We start from the raw sequence: 25385 nt of genomic DNA, 5'->3' as shown, positions 1-25385 counted from the left end.
CCGCCCCGGCCCCGGCACTCCGAGCCCCCGGAAACCCCTCACCGCCACCCGCCCCCGCAGGTGAGTGCAAGGTTTCGTCCGCGTCACCTGCCGCCACAGCGCGGTAATGCGCCGTCCCTACCGTCGGGCAGCGACACCGAGAACTGTGGAGGCGTGATGACTGCCCCGACCACCACCGCCGCACGCAAGGGGGGCCGCTGGATCGAGCAGTGGGACCCGGAGGACGAGACCTTCTGGAGGGAGAGGGGGGAGCGGGTCGCCACCCGCAATCTGGTCTTCTCCATCCTCTCCGAGCACATCGGGTTCTCCATCTGGAGCCTGTGGTCGGTGATGGTCCTGTTCATGGGGCCGGAGTACGGCGTCGACGCGGCCGGGAAGTTCTTCCTGGTGGCCATGCCCACGCTGGTCGGCGGGATCCTTCGGGTCCCGTACACCTTCGCCGTCGCCCGGTTCGGCGGCCGCAACTGGACGATCATCAGCGCGGCGATGCTGCTCGTGCCCGCGGTCACCGCCGCCGCGGTGATGGAGCCCGGGACCTCCTACACCACCTTCATGGTGGTCGCGGCGCTCACCGGAGTCGGCGGTGGCAACTTCGCCTCGTCCATGACCAACATCAACTCCTTCTACCCGCTGCGCAAGAAGGGCTGGGCGCTCGGGCTCAACGCGGGCGGCGGCAACATCGGCGTGCCCGTGATCCAGTTGATCGGACTGCTGGTCATCGGCACCGCCGGGGCGGCCCATCCACGGCTCGTGCTCGCCGTCTACATCCCGCTGATCGTGGTCGCGGCGGCGCTCTCGGCGCTGTTCATGGACAACCTGGCGCCGGTGCGCAACGACTCCGGGGCGGCCAAGGAGGCGGCGCGGGACGCCCACACCTGGATCATGTCGCTGCTCTACATCGGCACCTTCGGCTCGTTCATCGGCTACAGCTTCGCCTTCGGCCTGGTGCTGCAGAACCAGTTCGACCGCACGCCGCTGCAGGCCGCCTCGCTCACCTTCATCGGCCCGCTGCTCGGCTCGCTCATCCGCCCCGTCGGCGGGCGGCTCGCCGACACCCACGGCGGCGCGAAGATCACCCTGTGGAACTTCGCCGCCATGGCCGCGGCCGCCCTCGTGGTCGTCTACGCCTCCGCGCAGAAGTCGCTGCCCGTCTTCCTCGCCGGCTTCATCGCCCTCTTCGTCCTCAGCGGGCTCGGCAACGGCTCCACCTTCAAGATGATCCCCGGCATCTTCCAGGCGAAGGCCCTCGCCCGGGGCCTCGCGGGCGAGAAGGCCGCGTCCTACGGGCGGCGGCTCTCGGGCGCGGCGATGGGGCTGATCGGGGCGGTCGGCGCGCTCGGCGGGCTCGGGATCAACCTCGTCTTCCGGGAGTCGTTCGCCCGCGCCCACTCCGGCACCCCCGCCTTCGTCTCCTTCCTCGCCTTCTACGCCGTGTGCTCCGCGGTCACCTGGGCCGTATACCTCCGCGGCGCCCGCCCGGCCCCGGTGCCCGCCGCCGAGCCGGACACGCATGATCCGCGGTCGGAGCGGCAACCCGCCTACGCGGACGTCTGAGCGGCTCGGGGCGTACGGTCGACCGGGGAAGCCCCCGGCCGTACGCCCCGTTACAGGTGGGAAACCTCCGTGAACCGCCACCGTCACGGGACGGCGACAGGATGCGGAACCGGAGGCGCCCATACGCGAGTGAATCGGGAGATCGGGACAAGAGCCATGCACCGAGAACAGACCGGAGCCGCGGGCGACGAAGCACCCGTCGGCCCTCTCGCCGGATTCACCGTGGGGGTCACCGCGGCACGGCGCGCGGATGAGCTCGGCGCGCTGCTGCGGCGCCGCGGCGCGGCCGTGATGCACGCACCGGCGCTGCGGATCGTGCCGCTGGCCGACGACTCCGAACTCCTGGCCGCCACCAAGCAGTTGATCGACCACGCCCCGCACGTCGTCATCGCCACCACCGCCATCGGCTTCCGCGGCTGGGTCGAGGCCGCCGACGGCTGGGGCCTGGGCGACGCGCTGCTCGACCGGCTGCGCGAGGTGCGGCTGCTGGCCCGCGGACCCAAGGTGCGCGGGGCGATCCGGGCCGCCGGGCTCACCGAGGAGTGGTCCCCGCCCTCCGAGTCCATGGCCGAGGTGCTCGACCGGCTGCTGGAGGAGGGCGTCGAGGGGCAGCGCATCGCCATCCAACTGCACGGCGAACCGCTGCCCGGCTTCGTCGAGTCGCTGCGTGCCGGGGGAGCGGAGGTGGTCGGGGTGCCGGTCTACCGCTGGATGCCACCGGAGGACATCGGGCCCGTCGACCGGCTGCTGGACGCCACGGTCGCCCGCGCCCTGGACGCCGTCACCTTCACCAGTGCCCCCGCCGCCGCGAGCCTGCTGGACCGGGCCGAACGGCGCGGGATGCGCGAGGAACTCCTCGACGCGCTCCGCCACGACGTGCTGACGGCCTGCGTCGGCCCGGTCACCGCGCTCCCGCTGGAGGCCCACGACATACCCACCTCCCAGCCCGAACGGTTCCGCCTCGGCCCCCTCGTCCAACTGCTGACAGCCGAACTCCCGGGCCGGGTCCGCCCGTTGCCGATCGCCGGGCGACGCCTGGAGATCCGCGGCCACGCCGTGGTCGTCGACGGCGAACTGCGCACCGTGCCACCTGCGGGGATGGCTCTGCTACGCGCCCTGGCCCGCCGCCCCGGCTGGGTCGTGGCCCGCGCGGAACTGCTGCGCTCCCTGCCGGGCGCGGGCCGCGACGAACACGCGGTGGAAACGGCGATGGCCCGCCTGCGCACGGCCCTCGGCTCCCCCAAACTCATCCAGACTGTGGTCAAACGCGGGTACCGGCTGGCGCTGGACCCCTCGGCCGAAACGAAGTACGCGGACGCGTAGCTGCCCACCGGGGGTGCGGTGGGGTGCGCGGTCGGTTGTGTGCCGGGTGCCGGGTGCCGGGTGCCGGGTGCGGGGCCTCCGGGGCGGGGCCCTGGACCGTATATTTACGGCGCCATTGGCCGGGGGCGTTGAGTTGGTCGGGGATTGGCGCCACAAATACACGTAAGCGTCCAGGACCCCACCCCTGCGCCCCCGCCCCCTCCCGTCTCGTCGGCGACCGCCCGCCGGTGGCACGGGCCGCCTGCCCGTCCCGCGTTCGGCCCGGGGCCGGGTGTTGGCTGGGGGTGGGTGCGAGCCCGCGCCGTCCTGCCGTCTTGTGGCTAGCCGCCGGTGGCACGGGGCGCCTGACTGTCCCGCGCTCAGCTCGGGGGTGGGAGCGGCCCCGTCCCCTCCCCCCATCTTGCGGGTGCCGTCGGTGGCACGTGTGGTGTGCGGTTCCGGGTCGTCCGGGGCGGAAAATTCAGCCCCTCCGGCGTTTGAGGAGCGGGGTCCGGGGCGGAGCCCCTCGTTTCGGGAAGGGGCGGGGTGGGGGACTTTCCGCCGGAGGCGTCCACGGTCCGCACCCGGCACCACCACCCCACAGGGTCACCACGGCGGCGCCCCGCGCAAAGCGTTTGCGAGGCGTTCGCCCGGCCTCGCCCCCGGAGGGGTTCCGGGTGACAGGCGGGGCGGGCACTCTGAAAGGTGACCGGATCGGCCCTTCCCCAAGGGGTGACAGGAACATGGCGGCGGCGTCGGGCTACGACCTGCGGTTCGACTCGGGACGGATCTGCCTGGACCTGGTGGCCACCGTCGGCGGCCGGCTCAGCGAGGCGCCCGTGGAGCGGCTCGGCGGTGTGGAGCCCCTCAGAGCCTGGCTGCTCGGCGCCGGTCTGGTGCCCGGCGGCACCCCGCTCGACGTCGTGGACCACCGCTGGCTCGTCCGCTTCCGGGCGGCCCGCGATCTGCTGCACCGCATCGTTCACACCGAGGTCGAGGGCCACGCCGCCGGCGCCGACCTGGAGCGGATGAACGCGCTGGCCGCCACCGCCCCGCCCGCCCTGCGCGCCGTACGGACCCCCGACGGCACCCTGGTCCGCGCCCTCGCCGGGAAGCCCGACTGCGGCGCGCTGCTCTCCCAGATCGCCCGGGACGCGGTGCAGCTGCTCACCGACCCGGTGGCACGCGGGCAGTTGCGGCGCTGCGAGGGGGAGACCTGCTCGTTGCTCTACCTCGATACCTCGCGCGGCCGCCGGAGGCGCTGGTGCTCCAGCGAAATCTGCGGAAACCGCGAACGAGTCGCCCGTCACCGCCGTCGGGTGAACCCAGCCCTCGGGTAACCCCAAGCGTCACCTAAACCCAAACTTCAGCAAAACATGAACCAGATTCAGACATGACACAGACCCCGGATGGGGGGACCGGGGCCTGCGGGGCGGATTTGGGGAGGGAGCCCTTCCTGATGGCCGACACCCGCCCGGCGTCGGCCTACTCGGGCTCAAGTACGCATCGCACAGGGGGAGATGTTCAGCTCGGAATTGGGACGTACATCACACGGTGGCCGATGAACGCCGAGCGTTTCCAGCCCGTTCCCCCCTCGACCCGGCGGCTTGCGTACGCAAAGATGCCCTCGTGACCGAGAGGACGACACCGGACGACGCGCTCATGCGCGCGCTCTACGCGGAGCACGCGGGCCCGCTTCTCGCCTTCGTCCTGCGCCTGGTCGCGGGCGACCGGCATCGCGCCGAGGACGTGGTCCAGGAGACCTTGCTCCGGGCCTGGCGCAACGCCGACCAACTCCGCCGTTCCGGCGGGTCGGTACGGCCCTGGCTGGTGACCGTGGCCCGCCGCATCGTCATCGACGGCCACCGTCAGCGCCGCGCACGTCCCCATGAAGTGGACGCGGCACCGCTCCACGTGATGCCCGCCGCGGACGACATCGACCGCGCATTGCGCCAGATGACCATTTCCGACGCGTTGAATGACCTCACCGATGCACATAGAGCGGCCCTCGTGGAGACATACTTCAAGGGACGGACGGTGAGTGAGGCGGCCGAAGTGCTGGGCGTTCCCGCCGGGACGGTACGGTCCCGGGTCTTCTACGCGCTGCGCTCCCTGAAGCTCTCGCTCGAGGAACGGGGGGTTACGGCATGATGCCGGCAGCGGACGACCAGCAGCACACCGCGGTCGGCGCCTATGCGCTCGGAGTGCTCGACCCCGCCGACGCGGCGCGCTTCGAGGACCACCTCATCGGGTGCGAGCGGTGCGCCGCCGAGCTCGACGAGCTGATGGGCCTCCCGCCCCTGCTGGCCGAGTACGCCACCGCCGCCGACGGCACCGCGCTCCCGGATCCGTCGGTGGTCACCGCCCGCCCCGGGCCCGAACTGCTCGACCGGCTCCTGGAAGACGTCACGGTCAGCCGCAAGGCATCCGGCAGAAGGCGGCTCTACCTCGTCGCCGCGGCCGCCGTCCTCATCGTCGGCGGCCCGCTCGCGGGAGCGGCGCTCACCGCGAGTTCCGACGACGGCGGGAAGACCCAGGCGGTGGTCTCCACCTCCCAGCAGGTGTACGACCAGGGCAAGAAGTTCAGCGCGGTGGACCCGGTCACCAAGGTGGACGCGTCCGTCTCGCTGCAGCAGAAGGGCTGGGGCACCTCCGTCGCCCTCAAGCTGGGCAACCTCAAGGGACCGCGCACCTGCGACCTGGTGGCCATCGGCAAGGACGGCCACGAGGAGACCATCACCACCTGGGCCGTGCCCACATCGGGCTACGGCATCACGGACGGGGACGGCTCGCGCTGGAGCAAGGAGCCGCTCTACGCCCAGGGTGGCGCCGCCATGAACACCGACGACATCGAGCGCTTCGAGGTCCGCACGCTGGACGGCCAGCGCCTGGCCGAGGTCAGGCTCTGAAAATCCCTCTCCCCGGGGGTGTACGGTTAACGGCTGCCCTTAAGAACACAGAAGGGGGCCTGGGTGGCCGCGCAGAACGCCACGCATGACGACCGGACGGCACCGCGGCGGGACGGCGCGGACGGGGTCCGGGACCGCGAGATCCGGATCGAGCAGACGCATCTGGACCGGGTGTACCACCGCCTCGAGGAGAAGATCCACGAGGCGGAGTTCCTCATGGACGACGCCGCCAAGCGCGGCCAGGTCGGTACGCCCGGGGCGCTCGCCGAACGGGACGCCCAGGTCTTCCGGGCCGGGGTCCACCTCAACCGGCTGAACAGCGAGTTCGAGGACTTCCTCTTCGGCCGCATCGATCTGCTGCCGGGCAAGGACGGCGAGCGCGGCCCCGACGGCGCCTACACCTCCGTCGAGCCCGCCGACGACGCCATCCGCACCGGCCCGGACGGCGACCGCGCGGAGATCGCCGAAACCCTGCACATCGGCCGCATCGGCGTGCTCGACGCCGACTACGCCCCGCTGGTGATCGACTGGCGGGCGCCCGCCGCCGCGCCCTTCTACCGCTCGACTCCGGTCGCCCCCGGCCGGGTCGTCCGCCGCCGGGTGATCCGCAGCAAGGGCCGCCGGGTGCTCGGCGTCGAGGACGACCTGCTGCGCCCGGAGCTCAGCGCGACCCTCGACGGCGCCGCGCTGCCGGTGGTCGGCGACGGCGCGCTGATGGCCGCGCTGGGCCAGGCCCGCGGCCACACCATGCGGGACATCGTCGCCTCCATCCAGGCCGAGCAGGACCAGGTGATCCGCGCCCCCGCCGCCTCCATCACCGAGGTCGAGGGCGGCCCCGGCACCGGGAAGACGGCGGTCGCGCTGCACCGCGCGGCGTACCTCCTCTACCAGGACCGGCGGCGCTACGCGGGCGGCATCCTCGTGGTCAGCCCCACCCCGCTGCTGGTCGCCTACACCGAGGGCGTGCTGCCCTCACTGGGCGAGGAGGGCCAGGTGGCCATCCGCGCGGTGGGCTCCCTGGTGGAGGGCGCCGAGGCCACCACGTACGACACCCCGGCCGTGGCCCGCGTCAAGGGCTCCTCCCGGATGCTGAGGGTGCTGCGCAAGGCCGCCCGCGGCGCGCTGGAGATGCCGCGGGGAGCCGCCGCCGGATCGGCCTCGCCGTCGGATCATTCATCGAACTCTTCGTCAGACCCCTCGTCGGCCTCGTCGTCGGACGACGGCCAGTTGACCCTCGACGCGGCGCTCGGCGCCCCCGCCGCGGCCTCGCCGAACGACGGCGGCAGACCCGGCGCGGGCTCCGGGACCAGACCCGGCGGCCCGCCCGAGCGGCTGCGCGTGGTCGCCTTCGGCGCCCGGATCGAGCTGGACGCCGATGAACTGCGCCGCATCCGCCAGAACGTGCTGGGCGGCACCGCGCCCGTCAACCTGCTGCGCCCCCGCGCCCGTCGGCTGCTCCTGGACGCGCTGTGGACCCGCTCCGGCGCGCCCCGGCGCTACACCGACCCCGAGCTGGCCGCCGAGGCGCGGGAGGGTTTCGACGAGGACATCTCCTCCGAGGACGTCTTCCAGGAGTTCCTGGACGCCTGGTGGCCCGAGCTCACCCCCCGCTCCGTCCTCGCCGCCATGGCCGACGAGAAGCGGCTGGCGCGCTGGTCGCGGAGGGTGCTCAACCCCCGCGAGGTCCGCCAGGTGGCCCGGTCGCTGGCCCGGCTGGGCCCGGACGGGCAGGGCCCGCTGTCGGTCCACGACGTGGCGCTGCTGGACGAGCTGAACACCCTGCTGGGCCTCCCCGCCCGCCCCGCGACCCCCCGCGAGGTGGATCCGCTGGACCAGTTGACCGGTCTGGAGGAGCTGACCACCTACGCCGACCGCGTCGGCCCCCGCCGCAGCCGCGCGGACCGGGCCGAGCGGGAGCGCGCCGACTACGCCCACGTCATCGTCGACGAGGCGCAGGACCTCACCCCCATGCAGTGGCGGATGGTCGGACGGCGTGGCCGCCACGCCACCTGGACGGTCGTCGGCGACCCGGCCCAAAGCTCCTGGTCCGACCCGGACGAGGCGGGGCGGGCCCGGGACGAGGCGCTCGGCAGCCGCCCGCGCCGCCGCTTCACCCTCACCGTCAACTACCGCAACCCGTCCGAGATCGCCGAGCTGGCCACCAGGGTCCTCACGCTCGCGATGCCCGGCACCCCCGCGCCCGAGGCGGTCCGCTCCACGGGCGTGGAGCCGCGGTTCGCACCGGGCGCGGACGGCGACCTCGGCGCGGCCGCGCGCCGGGAGGCGCTCCGGCTGCTGGACGAGGTGGAGGGCACCGTCGGCGTCGTCGTCGCGATGAACCGCCGCGAGCAGGCCCGTCAGTGGCTGACCGGTCTGGGCCACCGGGTGGTGGCGCTGGGCAGCCTGGAGGCGAAGGGGCTGGAGTACGACGCGACGGTCGTGGTCTCGCCCGCCGAGATCGCCGACGAGTCGCCCGCGGGGCTACGGGTGCTGTACGTGGCGCTCACCCGCGCGACCCAGCGGCTGACGGTGGTGTCGGGCGCACGCGACGAGCCGGACCCCCACGGCGTCCCCGACCTGCTGCGGGAGTGAATTCTTCCGGAACGCTCGGCCGGGGGCGCCCAGGCCCCCGGCCGCCGCTGGGAGGCGGCCGTAAGGGGCGCCTGGTCCGCTCGGGACGACGGGGGCGAAATCAACCCCCGGGAGGGGAATCCCTTCCCGGACCTGTTTGTTAGCCTTGACGTGGCACCGGCCCGATCCAAGCCCCCGGGCCCAACCTTCGTCGCTTCGAGCGACCACTTGCCGCGAGGCGAGCATGGCGGGTCGGTGCCACCCTTCTCTTCCGAACTCTCATCTTTTGCGTAAGGGGTCCGCGCCGGGCGGTGTCAGCCGCCCAGGATGCGGACCTCTTCCGCTTGCGGGCCCTTGCGGCCCTGCACGATCTGGAATTCGACCCGCTGCTCGTCGACCAGGCTGCGGTAGCCGCTCCCGTCGATCGAGCTGTAGTGGACGAAGACGTCCGGTCCGCCGTCCTCCTGGGCGATGAAGCCGTAGCCCTTCTCGGCGTTGAACCACTTCACGGTGCCCTGAGCCATGCCCGCGCTCCTCTTGTCTCTTCCTCTGACGCTGTAGCGCGCCAGAGCCTAGGACGGTGGATGCGGCGGACGGCCCGCCTCGCCAGGCGTTCCCGCGAAGGAGTGGGGCTTTCCACTCGGCTGACCCCACTCTGCTATGTCAGAACAATATGTCCGAAAGTCGGGGCGGGTTACCCCGTACCGAGAGGTAGGTGCAACTATCTGAGGACGTGGCCCGGCAACCCCGCGGCCCGGACAGCATGAACAAGGGAAAGCAGAGGAAGCAGGCCATGGCAACGGCGCCCAGCGTCTCGTACTCGATTACGGTCCGGCTGGAGGTGCCCGCGAGCGGTACCGCGGTCAGCCAGCTGACCACGGCCGTGGAGTCCTCCGGTGGCTCGGTCACGGGCCTCGATGTGACCGCTTCCGGCCACGAGAAGCTCCGTATCGACGTCACCATCGCCGCCACCTCGACCGCGCACGCCCAGGAAATCGTGGAGAAGCTGCGGGGCATCGAAGGTGTCTCGCTCGGCAAGGTCTCCGACCGTACGTTCCTGATGCACCTCGGCGGCAAGATCGAGATGTCGTCGAAACACCCCATCCGTAACCGTGACGACCTCTCCATGGTCTACACCCCGGGCGTCGCCCGGGTCTGCCAGGCCATCGCGGAGAACCCCGAGGACGCCCGGCGCCTCACCATCAAGCGCAACAGTGTGGCCGTCGTCACCGACGGCTCCGCGGTCCTGGGCCTCGGCAACATCGGCCCCAAGGCGGCCCTGCCGGTCATGGAGGGCAAGGCGGCCCTGTTCAAGCGCTTCGCGGGCATCGACGCCTGGCCGATCTGCCTGGACACCCAGGACACCGACGAGATCGTCGCGATCGTGAAGGCCATCGCCCCCGGCTTCGCGGGGATCAACCTGGAGGACATCTCCGCTCCCCGCTGCTTCGAGATCGAGGCGCGGCTGCGCGAGTCCGTGGACATCCCGGTCTTCCACGACGACCAGCACGGCACCGCGATCGTGGTGCTGGCCGCCCTCACCAACGCGCTGCGGGTGGTCGACAAGAAGATCGAGGATGTGAGGGTCGTCATGTCCGGCGCGGGCGCCGCCGGCACCGCCATCCTGCGGCTGCTGATCGCCGCGGGCGTGCGGCACGCGGTGGTCGCCGACATCCACGGCGTGGTGCACGCCGGGCGCGAGGACCTGGTCTCCGCCGACCCGGAGTCCCCGCTGCGCTGGATCGCCGACAACACCAACCCGGAGGGCGTCACGGGCACCCTGCGCGAGGCCGTGCGCGGCGCGGACGTCTTCATCGGCGTCTCGGCCCCGAACGTGCTCTCGGGCGACGACGTGGCCGCCATGGCGGACGGCGCGATCGTCTTCGCGCTCGCCAACCCCGACCCCGAGGTGGACCCGGCGATCGCCCGCCAGACCGCCGCGGTGGTGGCCACCGGGCGCTCGGACTTCCCGAACCAGATCAACAACGTGCTGGTGTTCCCGGGCGTTTTCCGTGGTTTGCTGGACGCGCAGTCGCGTACGGTGAACACCGAGATGATGCTGGCCGCTGCCGGCGCGCTCGCGGACGTCGTCCACGACGACGAGCTCAATGCCAACTACATCATTCCGAGCGTCTTCAACGACAAGGTCGCGGGGGCGGTCGCCGGAGCCGTACGGGACGCGGCGCGCCCTGTGACCGGTACCACTGCGGTCTAGGCCCGGCACGGCGCGTCGCGCGCTGTGGGGTCCCGGAGGCAGCCTTAGGGTGGCGGGCAGGAAAACGACCGCCACGGCGCTTTTCGTGTGACTCTCGAGGGCTCCGGATTGGCTTTCCCGCCACAGGTGCGGGCAGGATGCGTTCCGGGCGCGAGGGTCTGAACAGCAGACCCGGGTCCGGGGACTGTCCGAGGGCCCTGGCAGCATCGGCTTCGATCTCACGCCTCATTGGCAAGATGAACACGGGAGTACAACATGAACCGCAGTGAGCTGGTGGCCGCTCTGTCCGAGCGCGCCGAGGTGACCCGAAAGGACGCCGACGCCGTGCTGGCCGCCCTCGCCGAGGTGACCGGTGAGGTCGTCGCGAAGGGCGACGAGAAGGTCACCATCCCCGGCTTCCTGACCTTCGAGCGCACCCACCGTGCCGCTCGCACCGCGCGCAACCCGCAGACCGGTGAGCCGATCGAGATCCCGGCCGGCTACAGCGTGAAGGTCTCCGCGGGCTCCAAGCTCAAGGAAGCCGCCAAGGGCAAGTAAGCCCTCGCGAACGAAAGGGGCGGTCACCCTCGGGTGACCGCCCCTTTTGGCGCTCCTACGGGCCCTGAGACCCGTCTACGAGGCCCACGGCGCCCGAGCCCGCCGCTACGAGGCGTCGGACTCGGCGCCACCGCGCCCACGCGGGGCGCGCGGCCCCCGGCAGCTCCACCTCCGAGCCGAGCCCGACCAGCTTCCCCACGCTGCATCCCCCCAGCGGGGGCGTCGTCGTGGCTCGGGGTGTGGGGATGGGGCAGCCCGCCCCGGGTGCCGGGGCGGGCTGTAGTGGTGGGGGTCCGGCTGTCGGGCCGGGGGAGGGGTTATGCGGGGGCGGTGCCGCCCGGGAGTTCTACCTTCGCGCCCAGCTCCACGAGCTTCTCCATGAAGTTCTCGTAGCCGCGGTTGATCAGGTCGATGCCGTGGACCCGCGAGGTGCCCTGGGCCGCCAGGGCCGCGATCAGGTAGGAGAAGCCGCCGCGGAGGTCGGGGATGATCAGGTCGGCGCCTTGGAGCTTGGTGGGGCCGGAGACGACCGCGGAGTGCAGGAAGTTGCGCTGGCCGAAGCGGCACGCGGAGCCGCCCAGGCATTCGCGGTAGAGCTGGATGTGGGCGCCCATCTGGTTGAGCGCCGAGGTGAAGCCCAGCCGCGACTCGTAGACCGTCTCGTGGACGATGGACAGGCCCGACGCCTGGGTCAGGGCCACCACCAGCGGCTGCTGCCAGTCGGTCTGGAAGCCGGGGTGGACGTCGGTCTCCAGGGCGATCGCGTCGAGCTTGCCGCCGGGGTGCCAGAACCGTATGCCCTCGTCGCCGATGTCGAAGGCGCCGCCCACCTTGCGGTAGGTGTTCAGGAAGGTCATCATCTCGCGCTGCCGGGCGCCGCGCACATAGATGCTGCCCTCGGTCGCCAGCGCCGCGCTCGCCCAGGAGGCGGCCTCCAGGCGGTCCGGGAGGGCGCGGTGGTTGTAGCCGCCGAGCTTGTCGACACCGGTGATCCGGATCGTGCGGTCGGTGTCCATGGAGATGATGGCGCCCATCTTCTGCAGCACGCAGATGAGGTCCTCGATCTCCGGCTCGACCGCCGCGTTGGAGAGTTCCGTCACACCCTCGGCGAGCACCGCCGTCAGCAGCACCTGCTCGGTGGAGCCCACCGAGGGGTACGGCAGCCGGATCTTGGTGCCGCGCAGCCGCTGCGGGGCCTCCAGGTACTGTCCGTCCGCCCGCTTCTCGATCGTCGCCCCGAACTGGCGCAGTACGTCGAAGTGGAAGTCGATCGGCCGGCCGCCGATGTCACAGCCGCCCAGGCCCGGGATGAAGGCGTGGCCGAGGCGGTGCAGCAGCGGGCCGCAGAAGAGGATCGGGATCCGCGAGGAACCGGCGTGCGCGTCGATGTCGGCGACATTGGCGCTCTCCACGTGCGTGGGGTCGAGCACCAGCTCACCGGACTCGTCACCGGGGCGCACCGTCACGCCGTGCAGCTGCAGCAGCCCGCGCACCACCCGCACATCGCGGATGTCGGGGACGTTGCGCAGCCTGCTGGGCCCACTGCCGAGCAGGGCGGCCACCATGGCCTTCGGCACGAGGTTCTTCGCGCCGCGGACACGGATCTCGCCTTCGAGCGGGGTGCCGCCGTGGACGAGCAGGACATCGTTCGAGCGGGTCATCGGGTCTCGCGTTCCTGAGACGGGCAGGGGCCAAAAGGCACAGGGGCCAAAGGGCAAGAGTAATGGCCCTGGAGACCGCCTCCGTAAGCCTCTTGCGCGCATTGAGTCCTCCCGTGTGGGCGGCAACACGTTCCGTCCCTCTCGAAGAGCCCACAGTCACGTGCGCCGCATCTGCTGTCTTGCGCCCCCGACCTGCTCTCATACGGGACTCGTCTTCCACTCCCCGTCCGGCCCGGATATGGGGGATCATGTGGCCATGACCGAGGTGTCCTCGCTCACAGGACGGCTGCTTGTCGCGACGCCGGCGCTTGCTGACCCGAATTTCGACCGCGCGGTGGTGCTCCTCCTCGATCACGACGAGGAGGGCTCGCTCGGTGTGGTCCTGAACCGCCCGACCCCGGTGGGGGTGGGCGACATCCTGGAGTCGTGGGCCGAGCTGGCCGGGGAGCCGGGGGTGGTCTTCCAGGGCGGTCCGGTCTCGCTGGACTCCGCGCTGGGCGTGGCCGTCGTCCCGGGCGAATCGGGGCGGTCCGCGGCGCGCACCGAGGACGGGCCACTCGGCTGGCGCAGAGTGCACGGGGCGATCGGGCTGGTCGACCTGGAGGCGCCGCCGGAGCTGCTGGCGGCCGCCGTGGGGTCCTTGCGGATCTTCGCCGGTTACGCGGGCTGGGGGCCGGGGCAACTGGAGGACGAGCTCGCCGAGGGCGCGTGGTACGTGGTGGAGTCCGAACCGGGCGATGTGTCCTCGCCCGCCCCCGAGCGGCTGTGGCGCGCGGTGCTGCGCCGCCAGCGCAGTGAGCTGGCCATGGTCGCCACGTATCCGGACGACCCTTCTCTCAACTAGGCATGAGTACCCTAGGGCTGTATGAGCACTCTTGAGCCCGAGCGCGGGGCAGGCACGGGGACCCTCGTTGAGCCGACACCTCAGGTGTCGCACGGTGACGGCGACCACGAGCGCTATGCCCACTATGTACAGAAAGACAAGATCATGGAGAGCGCCCTCTCCGGATCTCCCGTCGTCGCACTCTGCGGCAAGGTCTGGGTCCCGGGTCGTGACCCGAAGAAGTACCCGGTGTGTCCCATGTGCAAGGAGATCTTCGAGGGCATGGGCGCCGGCGGCGACAAGGGCAAGGACGGCGACGGCAAGAAGTAGCCGGTCCGTCGGCCCCAGGCCCTGACGGGAAGCCTCGCGCGACAGACGGCTCGCCCGGCCCGCGACCCCACTCGGGGGTCGCGGGCCGGGCATGCCGTGTTTGTGCGCCCTGCCGTGCGCCGGATGACCCCAGTAGGGTCGGCTCATGAGCGGGCGTACGGAGAACGGGGCGGCGCGGGCCGCCTATCTGGTGTTCGGGGCGCGTGAGGTCGACGAGCCCGATGTGGACGAGCCCGATGCGGAAGGCGCCAGCGCCTACTGCCAGTTCGAGAAGGACTGGGACGCCCAGCTCGAACAGTGCGGGCGGCTGGCCGCCGAGCGGGGCTACCGGCCCGCCGGGAGCTGTGTGATGTCGGTCGCGCAGCCGACTCTTCCCAGACTTTTGGAGTGGGCGGCAGACCCGGGCTGTGACGTGGTGCTGGTGGCCAGCGACCGCGTCCTCGAGCGGATCCGGAAGACCTGGCCCGACTGGGACCGGGTGATCGCGCGCCTGGAGGAAGCGGGTGCGCGGGTAGAGGCCGTGCCGTATGTTGAACCCGCCTATCCGGGCGAAGAGTTACCGCGTCGCTAGCGCGAAGTTCGTTTCGCCGCACGGTGGTTCGGCTCATTTGGTCACGGAGTGGTTCAGACCTCTTGTGGGGTCGCTCAAGGTTCCCTAGCCTCACGCATATTGTGCTGAGCGAAACATGCGTTGCATATGTTGCAACGCCAAATGTTTAAGGGTCCTCATGAAGTCGTCCCATCTCTCCGTGTTCTCCCGCTTGTCCTCCCGCGTCACCGTGCCCGTGGCGGCACTGACCCTGGCGGGGCTGGCCGCAACCGGATGCGCTCCCTCCACCTCCGACAACAGCTCCGACAAGGACGAGAAGAGCGGCAAGCTGCGTGTCTGGCTCTTCCAGGAGGTCAACAACGCGCCCAAGAAGAAGGTGATCGACGAGGCGGTCGCCGGTTTCGAGAAGGAGCACGACGGGACCGAGGTCGAGGTGACCTACATCCCGATCGACACCCGGGCGCAGAAGATCAAGGCGGCTTTCAACGACCCCAAGAGCGCTCCCGACGTCATCGAGTACGGCAACACCGACACCGCCGGCTACGTCAAGGACGGCGGACTGCTGGACATCAGCAAGGAGTTCGGCGCCTGGGGTGACTCGACGAACATCGACCCCACCGCGAAGTACTCGCTGACCATCGGCGGCAAGGTCTACGGCGCTCCGCTCTTCGTCGGCGTCCGGGCGCTGTACTACCGGACGGACGTCTTCAAGGACCTCGGCCTGGAGCCCCCGACCACCCAGGACGAATTGATTGCGACCGCGAAGAGGATCCGCTCGGAGCGGTCGGATCTGTACGGTCTCGCGGTCGGCGGCGCCTACACCTACGGCGCGATGCCCTTCATCTGGGCCAACGGCGGCGATCTCGCCAGCGAGAAGGGCAAGTTCGGCTCGAACGAGTACGAGGCGGCCATCGACAGCGCCGACGCCCAGAAGGGCGTCAAGGCGTACACCTCGCTCTTCGGCAACGACAACTGCCCGGCCGCCAAGTGCGCCCAGTGGGGCGGCAACGACACCGTCGAGGCGTTCGCCTCGGGCAAGGCGGGCATGGCGATCGGCGGCGACTTCAGCCGTCAGGCCATCGAGGCGGGCAAGGTCAAGGGCAAGTACAAGGTCGTGCCGCTGCCGGGCGTGAAGAAGGGCGACATCGCCCCGGCCTTCGCGGGCGGTAACAACGTCGGCGTGCTCAAGAGCACCACGCACCGCACCCTCGCCGTGGACCTGCTGCAGACGCTCTCCGGGAAGAAGACCCAGCGCAAGCTCTACGACGCCATGGGCTTCCTGCCGACCTTCACCGATGTGCGCGGCGATGTCGCGCAGAAGGACCCCTTCGTCAAGCCCTTCGTGAAGACCCTCAACGACAGCGCCAAGTTCGTGCCCGCCTCGCCCGGCTGGGCGGCCATCGACGCGCAGCTCATCCTGCCCACCATGTTCCAGGAGATCGTCAGCGGCCGTAAGAACGTGGAGACCGCCACCAAGGACGCCGCGAAGAAGATGGACGAGGCATTCCAGCAGTGATCTCCGGCACCGCACAGCACGCCCGGCGCGCCCCCGTCAAGGGCCGCCGGTCCCGGCCGGGACCCGTCGTCCCGGCCGGGCGCCGAGCCGGGAAGGGCTCCCGGCGGGGAGCCTGGACGCCCTGGCTCTATCTCGCCCCGGCGCTCGTCGTCCTGGGCGGGCTGCTCATCTACCCGATCTACCAGCTCGGCCTGATTTCCTTCTTGGAGTACACCCAGGCGCAGGTCAGCGGCGGTGAACCCACCACCTTCGAGGGATTCGCCAACTACGCCGAGCTGTTCCGCGACGGCGAGTTCTGGAACGTCGTCGTCGCCACCCTGCTCTTCGCCGCCGTCTGCGTGGTGTCGACCCTCGCCGTCGGCTGTGCGCTCGCGGTGCTGCTGACGCGCGTACGGGCCATTCCGCGGCTGGCGCTGATGCTGGCCGCGCTCGGCGCCTGGGCCACCCCGGCGATCACCGGCTCGACGGTCTGGGTCTTCCTCTTCGACCCCGACTTCGGGCCGGTGAACAAGATCCTGGTGTGGTTCGGGCTCTCCGGGTTCGAGAACTACTCCTGGACCTACGACCGCTACAGCGCCTTCGCCCTGGTGCTGTTCGAGGTCGTGTGGTGCTCGTTCCCGTTCGTGATGGTCACCGTCTACGCGGGTATCAAGTCCATCCCCACCGAGGTGCTGGAGGCCGCCGCCCTCGACGGCGCCTCCACCTGGCGGATCTGGCGCACCATCATGGCGCCGATGCTGCGGCCGATCCTCGTCGTGGTGACCATCCAGTCCATCATCTGGGACTTCAAGGTCTTCACCCAGATCTACGTCATGACCGACGGCGGCGGGATCGCGCGCCAGAACATGGTGCTCAACGTGTACGCGTACCAGAAGGCGTTCGCGTCCTCGCAGTACAGCCTGGGCTCGGCGATCGGCGTGGTGATGCTGCTGATCCTGCTGGTCGTGACGCTGGTGTATCTGCGGCTGCTGCGACGCCAGGGAGAAGAACTGTGAGCCACTCGCGCGTCTCGCTGCGCATCCGCCGTCCCTGGCGCTTCGCCGCCGAGGCCACCGCCCTGATCGTGGCGGCCGTGGTCGCCTTCCCGCTGTACTGGATGGTGCTCTCGGCCTTCAAGCCCGAGGGGGAGATCCAGTCCACCGAGCCCCGGCCGTGGACGACGGCCCCGTCGCTGGACTCCTTCCGGCGCGTCTTCCAGCAGGAGGACTTCGGGCGCTACTTCCTCAACAGCCTCTTGGTGGCCGCGGTGGTGGTGGTCGCCTCGGCGCTGATCGCCTTCCTCGCGGCGACGGCGGTCGCCCGCTTCCGGTTCCGCTTCCGCACCACGCTGCTGATCATGTTCCTGGTCGCGCAGATGGTGCCGATCGAGGCGCTGACCATTCCGCTGTTCTTCCTGATGCGCGATCTGGGGGAGTCGGTGCCGGGGATCGGGCTCAACACCCTGGGCTCGCTGATCCTGCCGCATATCGCCTTCTCGCTGCCGTTCGCCATCTGGATGCTGCGCGGCTTCGTCAAGGCCGTGCCCGAGGCGCTGGAGGAGGCGGCCCATCTCGACGGGGCCAGCCGCTCCCGCTTCCTGTGGCAGATCCTCTTCCCGCTGGTCTTCCCCGGACTGGTCGCGACGAGCGTCTTCTCCTTCATCTCCACCTGGAACGACTTCCTGTTCGCCAAGTCCTTCATCATCAGCGCGACCGAGAACTCCACCCTTCCGATGGCGCTGCTGGTCTTCTTCAAGGCCGAGGGCAACGACTGGGGAGGCATCATGGCGGCGTCCACCGTCATGACCATCCCCGTGCTGATCTTCTTCGTCCTCGTACAGCGCCGACTGGTCTCCGGTCTCGGCGGCGCCGTGAAGGACTGACGAAGAGACCGGCGAACGGACCGACAAGGGCTGTCAACGCGCCGGCAAGCGCCGGCAAGCGCCGACAAGGGCCGATGAGGGAGCAGATGACACACGACGCCGCGGGGCTGATCCCCGCGCCCCGCCATGACCAGAGCCGTACGGGCCGCGCGGGCGCGCGGATCCACCCGCGGCACACCGCTCTGGCCGCCGGCCCCGGCACCGAGGGCGTGGCGCGCCTGCTGCGCACCACCCTCGGCCAGGCGCTCGGCCTGTCCCTGCCGGACGGCGAACCCGGCGGCCCCGACACCGTCACGCTGCGGATCGACGCCGCGCTGGAGCCCGAGGGCTACCGGCTCACCGTCGCCGACGGCCGGGTGGAGATCGCGGGCGGCACGGCCGCGGGCGTCCACTGGGGCACCCAGACGCTCCGTCAGCTACTGGGCCCCGACGCCTTCCGGCGCGCCCCGCTCAGGGACGCGGAGACCGGCTGGGAGCTGGCGGAGCGGACGGTCGAGGACGCGCCCCGGTTCGCCTGGCGCGGGCTGATGCTGGATGTGGCCCGCCACTTCATGCCCAAGGACGGCGTCTTCGCGTATCTCGACCTGCTCGCCGCCCACAAGCTCAATGTCTTCCACTTCCATCTCACCGACGACCAGGGCTGGCGCGTCGAGATCCGCCGCTATCCGAAGCTGACCGAGACCGGCGCCTGGCGTGAGCGCACCAAGCTCGGCCACCGGGCGTCCCCGCTGTGGGACGAGCGGCCGCACGGCGGTTACTACACCCAGGACGACATCCGCGAGATCGTCGCCTACGCCGCCGAGCGGCATATCACCGTCGTGCCGGAGATCGACATTCCCGGGCATTCGCAGGCCGCCATCGCCGCGTACCCGGAGCTGGGCAACACCGATGTCATCGACACCGCCTCCCTCGGAGTCTGGACCACCTGGGGCGTCAACCCGAACGTACTCGCCCCCACCGACAACACGCTCCGCTTCTTCGAGCACGTGCTGGAAGAGGTCCTGGAGCTGTTCCCCGGCACCTTCGTCCACATCGGCGGCGACGAGTGCCCCAAGGACCAGTGGAAGGCGTCCCCGGCCGCCCAGGAGCGCATCCGCGCGCAGGGCCTCGCCGACGAGGGCGAGCTGCAGAGCTGGCTCATCCGCCACTTCGGCCACTGGCTCGCCGAGCGCGGGCGCCGGCTGATCGGCTGGGACGAGATCCTCGAGGGCGGCGCGCCCGACGCCCCGCTGCCCGAGGGCGCCGCGGTCTCCTCCTGGCAGGGCTACGCGGGCGGGATCGCCGCCGCGCGGGCCGGCCATGACGTCGTCATGTGCCCCGAGCAGCAGGTGTACTTCGACCACCGGCAGGCTCCGGGCGAGGACGAGCCGGTCCCGATCGGCTACGTCCGCACCCTGGAGGATGTCTATCGCTTCGAACCGGTTCCACCACAGCTCACCGGAGCCGACGCGGACCGGGTGCTGGGCGCCCAGGCCAATGTCTGGACCGAGGTGATGGAGGACCGCCGACGGGTCGACTACCAGACCTTCCCCCGGCTCGCCGCCTTCGCCGAGGTCGTCTGGTCGGCGCTGCCGCCGTCGTCCGAACGGGACTTCGGTGCGTTCCAGGGGCGCATGGAGGCACATTACGCGCGTTTGGACGCGCTCGGCGTGAGCTACCGCCCGCCCGCCGGGCCGCTTCCCTGGCAGCAGCGCCCCGGCCTGCTCGGACGTCCGCGCGAGGGAGCGCCCCCGATCGTGTGAGCCGCCCCGCCGCGGCCGGGGGGACCCCCGGTCGCGGCCGGGTAACCGGGCCCTGAAAAGGTGCGCGCCGATGCTCCGCCGCCCCTTGGGAGCGTAGTCCCTCCGGCGCAAGACCAAATCGCACAAGGGTCCCTGAAACGTGGCAATCCACTCCCGCCGGATACCTCGCCCCAAACCCGTACCATCCCCCAGGTCAGGGACGGATCCACGGATCACGGACCCCCACGACGACGGGCTCGCAAGATGTGCCAGAGTTGCCACGTCCGGGCTGTCAGCACGTACCGTACGGCGCAACAGCCGGGACACCGGGGAAGGGGCAGCTGGGTTGACCACGCACGCACCGCAGGCGGCGCACACGGTGACGTTGCCGGGCACGCTCGACGAGGCCGTGGCGGCACTGGCCGCCATGCCCGCCGCCGTGCCCGTGGCGGGCGGTACCGATCTGATGGCCGCGGTCAACTCCGGCCTGCTGCGGCCCGCCGCGCTCGTCGGCCTCGGCCGGATCAGCGAAATCCGAGGCTGGCGCTATCTGGACGGGCACGCCCTCCTCGGCGCCGGACTCACCCACGCCCGGATGGGCCGCCCCGACTTCGCCGCGCTGATCCCGGCGCTGGCCGCGGCCGCGCGGGCCGCCGGACCACCGCAGATCCGCAACGCGGGCACCCTCGGCGGCAACATCGTCACCGCCGCCCCCACCGGCGACGCGCTGCCGGTGCTCGCCGCACTGGAGGCCACGGTCATCATCGCCGGGCCCGAGGGGTCCCGCCGCGAGATCCCGGTCAGCCATCTGCTCGCCGGGGTCGATCTGCTGAACCCCGGTGAACTCGTCGGATTCGTCCGGGTTCCGCTGCTGCACGCCCCACAGACCTTCATCAAGGCCACCGGGCGCACCGGGCCCGGCCGGGCCACCGCCTCCGTCGCCCTCGTCCTCGACCCCGCGCGGCGCGGGGTGCGCTGTGCGGTCGGGGCGGTCGCGCCGATGCCGCTGCGCCCCCTGGACGCCGAGCGCTGGGTCGCCTCGCTCATCGACTGGGACGGCGACCGCGGCCATCTCGATCCGCAGGTCACCACCGCTTTCGGCGAGTACGTCGCCGCCGCGTGCATCCCCGATCCGCTGCCCGCGCAGGACGGAAGCGAGCCGGTCCCCCTGCCACCTGCCGCGATCCACCTGAGGCGTACCGTGGCGGCCCTGGCCCGCCGAGCTCTGGGGAGGGCACTCGCGTGAGTGATGAACAGCAGCCGCACCGGCAGGATCCGGGGAGCGGATGGCAGCCGATGCCGCACGGTCCGGAGTACGACGCCGAGTCGACGGCCTTCGTACAGCTGCCGCCCGACTACGCCCACCCGGACCCGACCGATCCGTCCGGCCGTTGGGACCCGCTCGCGGCGCCCGGCACCGGCTACGCGCCCCCGCCGATGGACGTGGGGCACGGTGACCCGTCCCATGGCGGCCAGTGGCAGCCGTCCGCCCATGGCCAGGGCGCGGCCCACGACCAGGGCATGACCGGGCACTGGACCACCGCGGAGACCGACGGCGGCTACCTGTACGGCGGCCACCACGATCCGCACGGCTCCGTCCAGTGGCCGGTGCCCACCGAGGACCAGCAGGGCCACCACCCGCCGCACACCGGCCATTGGCCGGCTCCGGCGGCCGAGGAGCCGGTGGACGACTGGCCGGTGCCCGCCTCGTCCGACAACGGCGCGGGCGGGCCCGTGCAGACCAGCCAGTGGACCATCCCGGTCGCGGGCGACGAGGGTGTGGACGAGACCGGTGAGTACCGGGTCGACGACCACCCCGGCCCGGCCGTGCCTCCGTACGGCGGCCACGCGGACGGCCCTCAGGACCCGCAGACGACGGCCCAGTTGCGGATGCCCTTCGCCGGGTCGGCGCCCCGGCAGCAGCCCCACCAGCCGCACCAGCCCGCGCCCGGGCAGCAGCAGGGGCACAGCGGCCAGTGGTCGGTTCCGGCCGCCGAGGAGGGCGCGGAGGACTCCGGGGAGTACGCGGTCGAGGGCCACCCGGGCCCGGCCGCGTCCGCCCCGCCGGTCACGCCCACACAGCCGCCCGCCCGCCGTCGACTGCGCATGCCCGACCGACAGGATCCGGCGTGGCCGGGGCCCTCCGCCGGGGACTCGGGCGAGTTCGCGGCCGAAGGGCACCAGGGGCTGCGCACCCCGCCCCATGGCACCCCGCCCCATGGCAACCCGGCGCCCGATGAGCGGACGCCCGCCGACGGCCCCGGGCGGCGGCCGGGCGGCCCGGCCGCCGGGGACTCCGGCGAGTTCCCGGTCGACGGCCAGCACGCCGGGCTGGAGACCCCGCCGCACGGCAGCCCGGCGCCCGGGCTGCCCCAGGAGACGAGCTGGCCCGGCGCGTTCGCGGACGACCGGTTCGCGGATGATCGGTTCGCGGAAGACCGGTTCGCGGGCGACGCCCATGGGCACGCCCCACACCCCGGCCCCGAGGACGACGCGGGCCGCATCGACGCGCCCGACGCCGCGCCGAGCGCCGCCGAGGCCCCCGCCGAAGCGCTGCCGGACGACGCCGAGCCCGAGCCCGCCGAGCCCGCGGCCGAGCCGGAACCGGCCGCCGCCGAGGCCGAGTTCGCGGCCACTGAGGCCGCCGCGGCGCCCGCCCCGGCCGGGACCCCGACGGACGCTCCCGAGGCCGCCGACGCCCCCGCCGAGCCCCTTACGGACCTCGGTTCCGCCCCGGCCGCCCCGGCCGCCGATGAGCAGCCGAGCCACAGCGAGCATCCGCTCGCCTCCTACGTGCTGCGGGTCAACGGCGCCGACCGCCCCGTCACCGACGTCTGGATCGGCGAGTCGCTGCTCTACGTCCTGCGCGAGCGCCTCGGCCTCGCCGGGGCCAAGGACGGCTGCTCGCAGGGCGAGTGCGGGGCCTGCTCGGTCCAGGTCGACGGGCGGCTCGTGGCCTCCTGCCTGGTGCCCGCCGCCACCGCCGCGGGCAGCGAGGTCCGCACCGTCGAGGGCCTCGCCACCGGCGGACAGCCCTCCGACGTCCAGCGGGCGCTCGCCGAGTGCGGGGCCGTGCAGTGCGGCTTCTGCGTGCCCGGGCTCGCGATGACCATGCACGACCTCCTCGAGGGCAACCACGCCCCCACCGACCAGGAGACCCGCCAGGCGATCTCCGGCAACCTCTGCCGCTGCTCCGGCTACCGCGGCATCCTCGACGCCGTCCGCGAGGTCGTAGCGGGCCGCGAGGCCGCCGACGAGGCGGCGCAGGCCGAGCCGGACGGCGGACCCGACGCCCACCAGGACCCGGCCCGTATCCCGCACCAGACGGGACCGCACGGCATCACCGGCAACGGGAGCGTCAACGGAAGCGGTAGCGGAAGGGCATCGGCATGACCGGAATCGCGGACGGCGGGGGCGCCGTCACCGCCACCCCCGCCGCCGGAACGCCCATCCAGCCCCCGTCCACCATGGGCCTCGGCGTGTCCCTGCCGCCCGCCGACTCGGCGGCCAAGACCTCGGGCACCTTCCCGTACGCGGCCGACCTGTGGGCCGAGGGGCTGCTGTGGGCCGCGGTGCTGCGCGCCCCGCACCCGCACGCCCGCATCGTCTCCATCGACACCACGCAGGCCGACGAGATGCCCGGCGTACGGGCCGTGGTGACCCACGCCGACGTGCCCGGCGACGCCTCCCACGGCCGCTGGGTCGCCGACCGTCCGGTCTTCGCCAAGGATCTGGTCCGCCACCACGGCGAGCCCATCGCCGCGGTCGCCGCCGACCACCCCGACACGGCCCGGCTGGCCGCCGCCGCCATCGCCGTCGAGTACGAGGTGCTGGAGCCGGTCACCGACCCCGAGCAGGCGTTCTCCGCCGAGCCGCTGCACCCCGACGGCAATCTGGTCCGCCATATCCCGCTGTCCTTCGGTGACCCGGACGTGGTCGGCGAGGTCATCGCCGAGGGGCTGTACCGCATCGGCCGTCAGGACCCGGCGCCCATCGGCGCCGAGGCGGGCCTGGCCGTGCCGCGCCCCGACGGCGGGGTGGAGATCTACACCGCCTCCACCGATCCGCACGCCGACCGCGACCTGGCCGCCGCCTGCTTCGGGCTGGAGCCGGAGCGGGTGAAGGTCGTCGTCACCGGCGTCCCCGGCGCCATGGGCGAGCGCGAGGACCCGGGGATGCAGCTACCGCTCGGGCTGCTGGCGCTGCGCACCGGACATCCGGTGAAGCTGGCCGCCACCCGTGAGGAGTCCTTCCTCGGCCACGCCCACCGCCACCCCACCCTGCTGCGCTACCGCCACCACGCGGACTCCCAGGGCAAGCTGGTCAAGGTCGAGGCGCAGATCCTGCTGGACGCGGGGGCCTACGCCGACTCCTCGGGCGACACCCTGGCCGCCGCCGTCTCCTTCGCCTGCGGCCCTTACGTCGTCCCGCACGCCTTCATCGAGGGCTGGGCCGTGCGCACCAACAACCCGCCCTCCGGCCATGTGCGCGGCGAGGGCGCGATGCAGGTGTGCGCGGCGTACGAGGGCCAGATGGACAAGCTGGCGGCCAAGCTGGGCATCGACCCCCTCGAGATCCGGATGCGCAATGTGATGGCCACCGGCGATCTGCTGCCCACCGGACAGACCGTCACCTGCCCGGCCCCGGTCGCCGAACTGCTGCAGGCCGTAAGGGACGCACCGCTGCCCGCCCTCCCCAAGGACGACCCCGAGGAGGAGTGGCTGCTGCCGGGCGGTCTGGAGGGCGCGGGCGACCCGGCCGCGGTGCGGCGCGGGGTCGGCTACGCCCTGGGCATGGTCCATATGCTCGGCGCCGAGGGGGCCGACGAGGTCTCCACCGCCACCGTCAAGGTCACCGGCCCGGTGGCCACCGTGATCTGCGCGGCCGTGGACACCGGCCAGGGCTTCGCCACGCTGGCCCGCCAGATCGTCCAGGACGTCCTCGGCATCGAGGAGGTCCATATCGCGCCCATCGACACCGACCAGCCCCCGGCCGGGCCCGCCTCGCGCGGCCGTCACACCTGGGTCTCCGGCGGTGCGGTCGAGCGGGCCGCGAAGATGGTCCGCACCCAGCTCCTCCAGCCCCTCGCGCATACGTTCGGCATGTCGACCGAGCTGCTCAGCATCGCCGACGGCAAGATCACCTCCTATGACGGGGTGCTCAGCACCACCGTCGAGGAGGCCCTGGAGGGCAAGGAGCTGTGGGCCACCGCGCAGTGCCGTCCGCATCCCACCGAGCCACTGGACGAGACCGGGCAGGGTGACGCCTTCGTCGGGCTCGCCTACTGCGCGGTGCGCGCCGTGGTGGACGTCGACATCGAGATCGGCGCGGTACGGGTCGTCGACATGACGGTGGCCCAGGACGTGGGCCGGATCCTCAACCCTCGTCAGCTCAGGGCCCGTATCGAGGCGGGTGTCGCCCAGGGCATCGGCGCGGCCCTCACCGAGAACCTGCGCACCTCGCGCGGTGTGGTCCGGCACCCGGACCTGACCGGCTACGCCCTGCCGACCGCCCTGGACGTCCCCGACATCCGCATCGTCAAGCTGGTCGAGGAGCGGGACGTGGTGGCCCCCTTCGGCGCCAAGCCGGTCAGCGCGGTGCCGGTGGTCACCTCCCCGGCGGCGGTGGCGGCGGCGGTCCGCGCGGCCACCGGCCGTCCGGTCAACCGCCTCCCGATCCGCCCCCAGGCGGCGGTCGTCAACCGGGGCTGAGCGCTCCGCGGGAAGTGCCGCGAGGTGCGGTCGTTCATCTGCGGCTGCGTCGTGGCCGGTCCCACGCGGCGGAGCCGCATATCGGCACAGCCGCGGCGGAGCCGCACATCGACACAGCCGCGGC

Annotated in this window: 20 protein-coding genes; 18 read left to right on the top strand and 2 right to left on the bottom strand. The window is 72.0% G+C overall.

Features of this window, described 5'->3' with window-relative positions:
* Nucleotides 1-156: 156 nt before the first annotated feature.
* The 6 genes from CGL27_RS20035 to CGL27_RS20010 all read left to right on the top strand — a co-directional run bounded on the left by CGL27_RS20035 (nt 157) and on the right by CGL27_RS20010 (nt 8357).
* Complete coding sequence (locus tag CGL27_RS20035) at nt 157-1554, top strand: nitrate/nitrite transporter (protein ID WP_119989045.1); 1398 nt, start codon at nt 157-159, stop codon at nt 1552-1554.
* Between the two features lie 156 nt (nt 1555-1710).
* Entirely contained in the window at nt 1711-2877 is a 1167-nt protein-coding gene (locus tag CGL27_RS20030) for a uroporphyrinogen-III synthase (protein WP_119989043.1), read from the top strand.
* Between the two features lie 722 nt (nt 2878-3599).
* Entirely contained in the window at nt 3600-4196 is a 597-nt protein-coding gene (locus tag CGL27_RS20025; RefSeq protein WP_119989041.1) for an ABATE domain-containing protein, read from the top strand.
* 289 nt (nt 4197-4485) lie between these two features.
* Nucleotides 4486-5007: a sigma-70 family RNA polymerase sigma factor gene (locus CGL27_RS20020; protein ID WP_020870913.1), complete on the top strand. Its 522-nt coding sequence runs from the start codon at nt 4486-4488 to the stop codon at nt 5005-5007.
* Nucleotides 5004-5765, top strand: coding sequence for a zf-HC2 domain-containing protein (locus tag CGL27_RS20015; protein ID WP_078641748.1), 762 nt, complete (start codon nt 5004-5006; stop codon nt 5763-5765). The genes CGL27_RS20020 and CGL27_RS20015 overlap by 4 nt, the downstream gene beginning before the upstream one ends.
* A gap of 63 nt (nt 5766-5828) precedes the next feature.
* Nucleotides 5829-8357, top strand: coding sequence for a UvrD-helicase domain-containing protein (locus CGL27_RS20010; RefSeq protein ID WP_205587721.1), 2529 nt, complete (start codon nt 5829-5831; stop codon nt 8355-8357).
* Between the two features lie 293 nt (nt 8358-8650).
* On the opposite strand, the gene CGL27_RS20005 is transcribed toward CGL27_RS20010, so the two are convergent.
* Nucleotides 8651-8860, bottom strand: a complete 210-nt coding sequence (locus CGL27_RS20005; RefSeq protein WP_014061093.1) for a cold-shock protein — start codon at nt 8858-8860, stop codon at nt 8651-8653.
* A 269-nt stretch (nt 8861-9129) separates the two neighbouring features.
* On the opposite strand from CGL27_RS20005, the gene CGL27_RS20000 reads away from it, so the two are divergent.
* Complete coding sequence (locus tag CGL27_RS20000) at nt 9130-10551, top strand: NAD-dependent malic enzyme (protein WP_078641746.1); 1422 nt, start codon at nt 9130-9132, stop codon at nt 10549-10551.
* Nucleotides 10552-10806: 255 nt separating this feature from the next.
* Complete coding sequence (locus tag CGL27_RS19995) at nt 10807-11088, top strand: HU family DNA-binding protein (protein WP_009717479.1); 282 nt, start codon at nt 10807-10809, stop codon at nt 11086-11088.
* A 317-nt stretch (nt 11089-11405) separates the two neighbouring features.
* On the opposite strand, the gene murA is transcribed toward CGL27_RS19995, so the two are convergent.
* Nucleotides 11406-12749, bottom strand: a complete 1344-nt coding sequence (gene murA, locus CGL27_RS19990) for a UDP-N-acetylglucosamine 1-carboxyvinyltransferase (RefSeq protein WP_078641745.1) — start codon at nt 12747-12749, stop codon at nt 11406-11408.
* Between the two features lie 256 nt (nt 12750-13005).
* Here murA and CGL27_RS19985 point away from each other — a divergent pair, with 256 nt between their 5' ends.
* From CGL27_RS19985 to CGL27_RS19940, 10 genes are all read left to right on the top strand, one after another.
* A complete protein-coding gene (locus CGL27_RS19985) occupies nt 13006-13593 on the top strand; it encodes a YqgE/AlgH family protein (RefSeq protein ID WP_078647448.1) in 588 nt (195 codons plus the stop codon).
* A gap of 21 nt (nt 13594-13614) precedes the next feature.
* Nucleotides 13615-13902 carry a DUF3039 domain-containing protein gene (locus CGL27_RS19980; protein ID WP_075200572.1) on the top strand — a complete coding sequence of 96 codons (288 nt, stop codon included), beginning with the start codon at nt 13615-13617 and terminating at the stop codon, nt 13900-13902.
* Between the two features lie 145 nt (nt 13903-14047).
* Nucleotides 14048-14473, top strand: coding sequence for a hypothetical protein (locus CGL27_RS19975; RefSeq protein WP_078641744.1), 426 nt, complete (start codon nt 14048-14050; stop codon nt 14471-14473).
* A gap of 157 nt (nt 14474-14630) precedes the next feature.
* Nucleotides 14631-15968 carry an extracellular solute-binding protein gene (locus tag CGL27_RS19970; RefSeq protein WP_119989039.1) on the top strand — a complete coding sequence of 446 codons (1338 nt, stop codon included), beginning with the start codon at nt 14631-14633 and terminating at the stop codon, nt 15966-15968.
* A complete protein-coding gene (locus CGL27_RS19965; protein ID WP_119989038.1) occupies nt 15965-16963 on the top strand; it encodes a sugar ABC transporter permease in 999 nt (332 codons plus the stop codon). Before CGL27_RS19970 ends, CGL27_RS19965 begins: the two co-directional genes overlap by 4 nt.
* Nucleotides 16960-17829 (top strand): carbohydrate ABC transporter permease, encoded by an 870-nt coding sequence (locus CGL27_RS19960; protein ID WP_119989036.1) that lies wholly within the window; start codon nt 16960-16962, stop codon nt 17827-17829. The genes CGL27_RS19965 and CGL27_RS19960 overlap by 4 nt, the downstream gene beginning before the upstream one ends.
* 86 nt (nt 17830-17915) lie before the next feature.
* Entirely contained in the window at nt 17916-19571 is a 1656-nt protein-coding gene (locus CGL27_RS19955) for a beta-N-acetylhexosaminidase (RefSeq protein WP_119989034.1), read from the top strand.
* A gap of 325 nt (nt 19572-19896) precedes the next feature.
* On the top strand, nt 19897-20796 hold the full coding sequence (locus CGL27_RS19950) for an FAD binding domain-containing protein (RefSeq protein WP_059144504.1): 900 nt from the start codon (nt 19897-19899) through the stop codon (nt 20794-20796).
* Nucleotides 20793-22943, top strand: coding sequence for a (2Fe-2S)-binding protein (locus CGL27_RS19945; protein WP_240450572.1), 2151 nt, complete (start codon nt 20793-20795; stop codon nt 22941-22943). The genes CGL27_RS19950 and CGL27_RS19945 overlap by 4 nt, the downstream gene beginning before the upstream one ends.
* Entirely contained in the window at nt 22940-25261 is a 2322-nt protein-coding gene (locus CGL27_RS19940) for a molybdopterin cofactor-binding domain-containing protein (RefSeq protein WP_119989030.1), read from the top strand. The genes CGL27_RS19945 and CGL27_RS19940 overlap by 4 nt, the downstream gene beginning before the upstream one ends.
* Nucleotides 25262-25385: the final 124 nt, after the last annotated feature.

The organism is Streptomyces sp. 11-1-2 (assembly GCF_003595545.1).
GTDB classification, from domain to species: Bacteria; Actinomycetota; Actinomycetes; order Streptomycetales; family Streptomycetaceae; genus Streptomyces; species Streptomyces hygroscopicus_B.
Note: the sequence above shows the minus strand (reverse complement) of the source record. Positions and strands in the feature narration are given on the sequence as shown.

What these genes read in the sequence shown, in the direction of transcription:
- CGL27_RS20035 (WP_119989045.1), top strand. Translation starts at nt 157, where the DNA reads ATGACTGCCCCGACCACCACCGCCGCACGCAAGGGGGGCCGCTGGATC.
- CGL27_RS20030 (WP_119989043.1), top strand. Translation starts at nt 1,711, where the DNA reads ATGCACCGAGAACAGACCGGAGCCGCGGGCGACGAAGCACCCGTCGGC.
- CGL27_RS20025 (WP_119989041.1), top strand. Translation starts at nt 3,600, where the DNA reads ATGGCGGCGGCGTCGGGCTACGACCTGCGGTTCGACTCGGGACGGATC.
- CGL27_RS20015 (WP_078641748.1), top strand. Translation starts at nt 5,004, where the DNA reads ATGATGCCGGCAGCGGACGACCAGCAGCACACCGCGGTCGGCGCCTAT.
- CGL27_RS20005 (WP_014061093.1), bottom strand. Translation starts at nt 8,860, where the DNA reads ATGGCTCAGGGCACCGTGAAGTGGTTCAACGCCGAGAAGGGCTACGGC.
- CGL27_RS20000 (WP_078641746.1), top strand. Translation starts at nt 9,130, where the DNA reads ATGGCAACGGCGCCCAGCGTCTCGTACTCGATTACGGTCCGGCTGGAG.
- CGL27_RS19995 (WP_009717479.1), top strand. Translation starts at nt 10,807, where the DNA reads ATGAACCGCAGTGAGCTGGTGGCCGCTCTGTCCGAGCGCGCCGAGGTG.
- murA (WP_078641745.1), bottom strand. Translation starts at nt 12,749, where the DNA reads ATGACCCGCTCGAACGATGTCCTGCTCGTCCACGGCGGCACCCCGCTC.
- CGL27_RS19985 (WP_078647448.1), top strand. Translation starts at nt 13,006, where the DNA reads ATGACCGAGGTGTCCTCGCTCACAGGACGGCTGCTTGTCGCGACGCCG.
- CGL27_RS19980 (WP_075200572.1), top strand. Translation starts at nt 13,615, where the DNA reads ATGAGCACTCTTGAGCCCGAGCGCGGGGCAGGCACGGGGACCCTCGTT.
- CGL27_RS19975 (WP_078641744.1), top strand. Translation starts at nt 14,048, where the DNA reads ATGAGCGGGCGTACGGAGAACGGGGCGGCGCGGGCCGCCTATCTGGTG.
- CGL27_RS19970 (WP_119989039.1), top strand. Translation starts at nt 14,631, where the DNA reads ATGAAGTCGTCCCATCTCTCCGTGTTCTCCCGCTTGTCCTCCCGCGTC.
- CGL27_RS19955 (WP_119989034.1), top strand. Translation starts at nt 17,916, where the DNA reads ATGACACACGACGCCGCGGGGCTGATCCCCGCGCCCCGCCATGACCAG.
- CGL27_RS19940 (WP_119989030.1), top strand. Translation starts at nt 22,940, where the DNA reads ATGACCGGAATCGCGGACGGCGGGGGCGCCGTCACCGCCACCCCCGCC.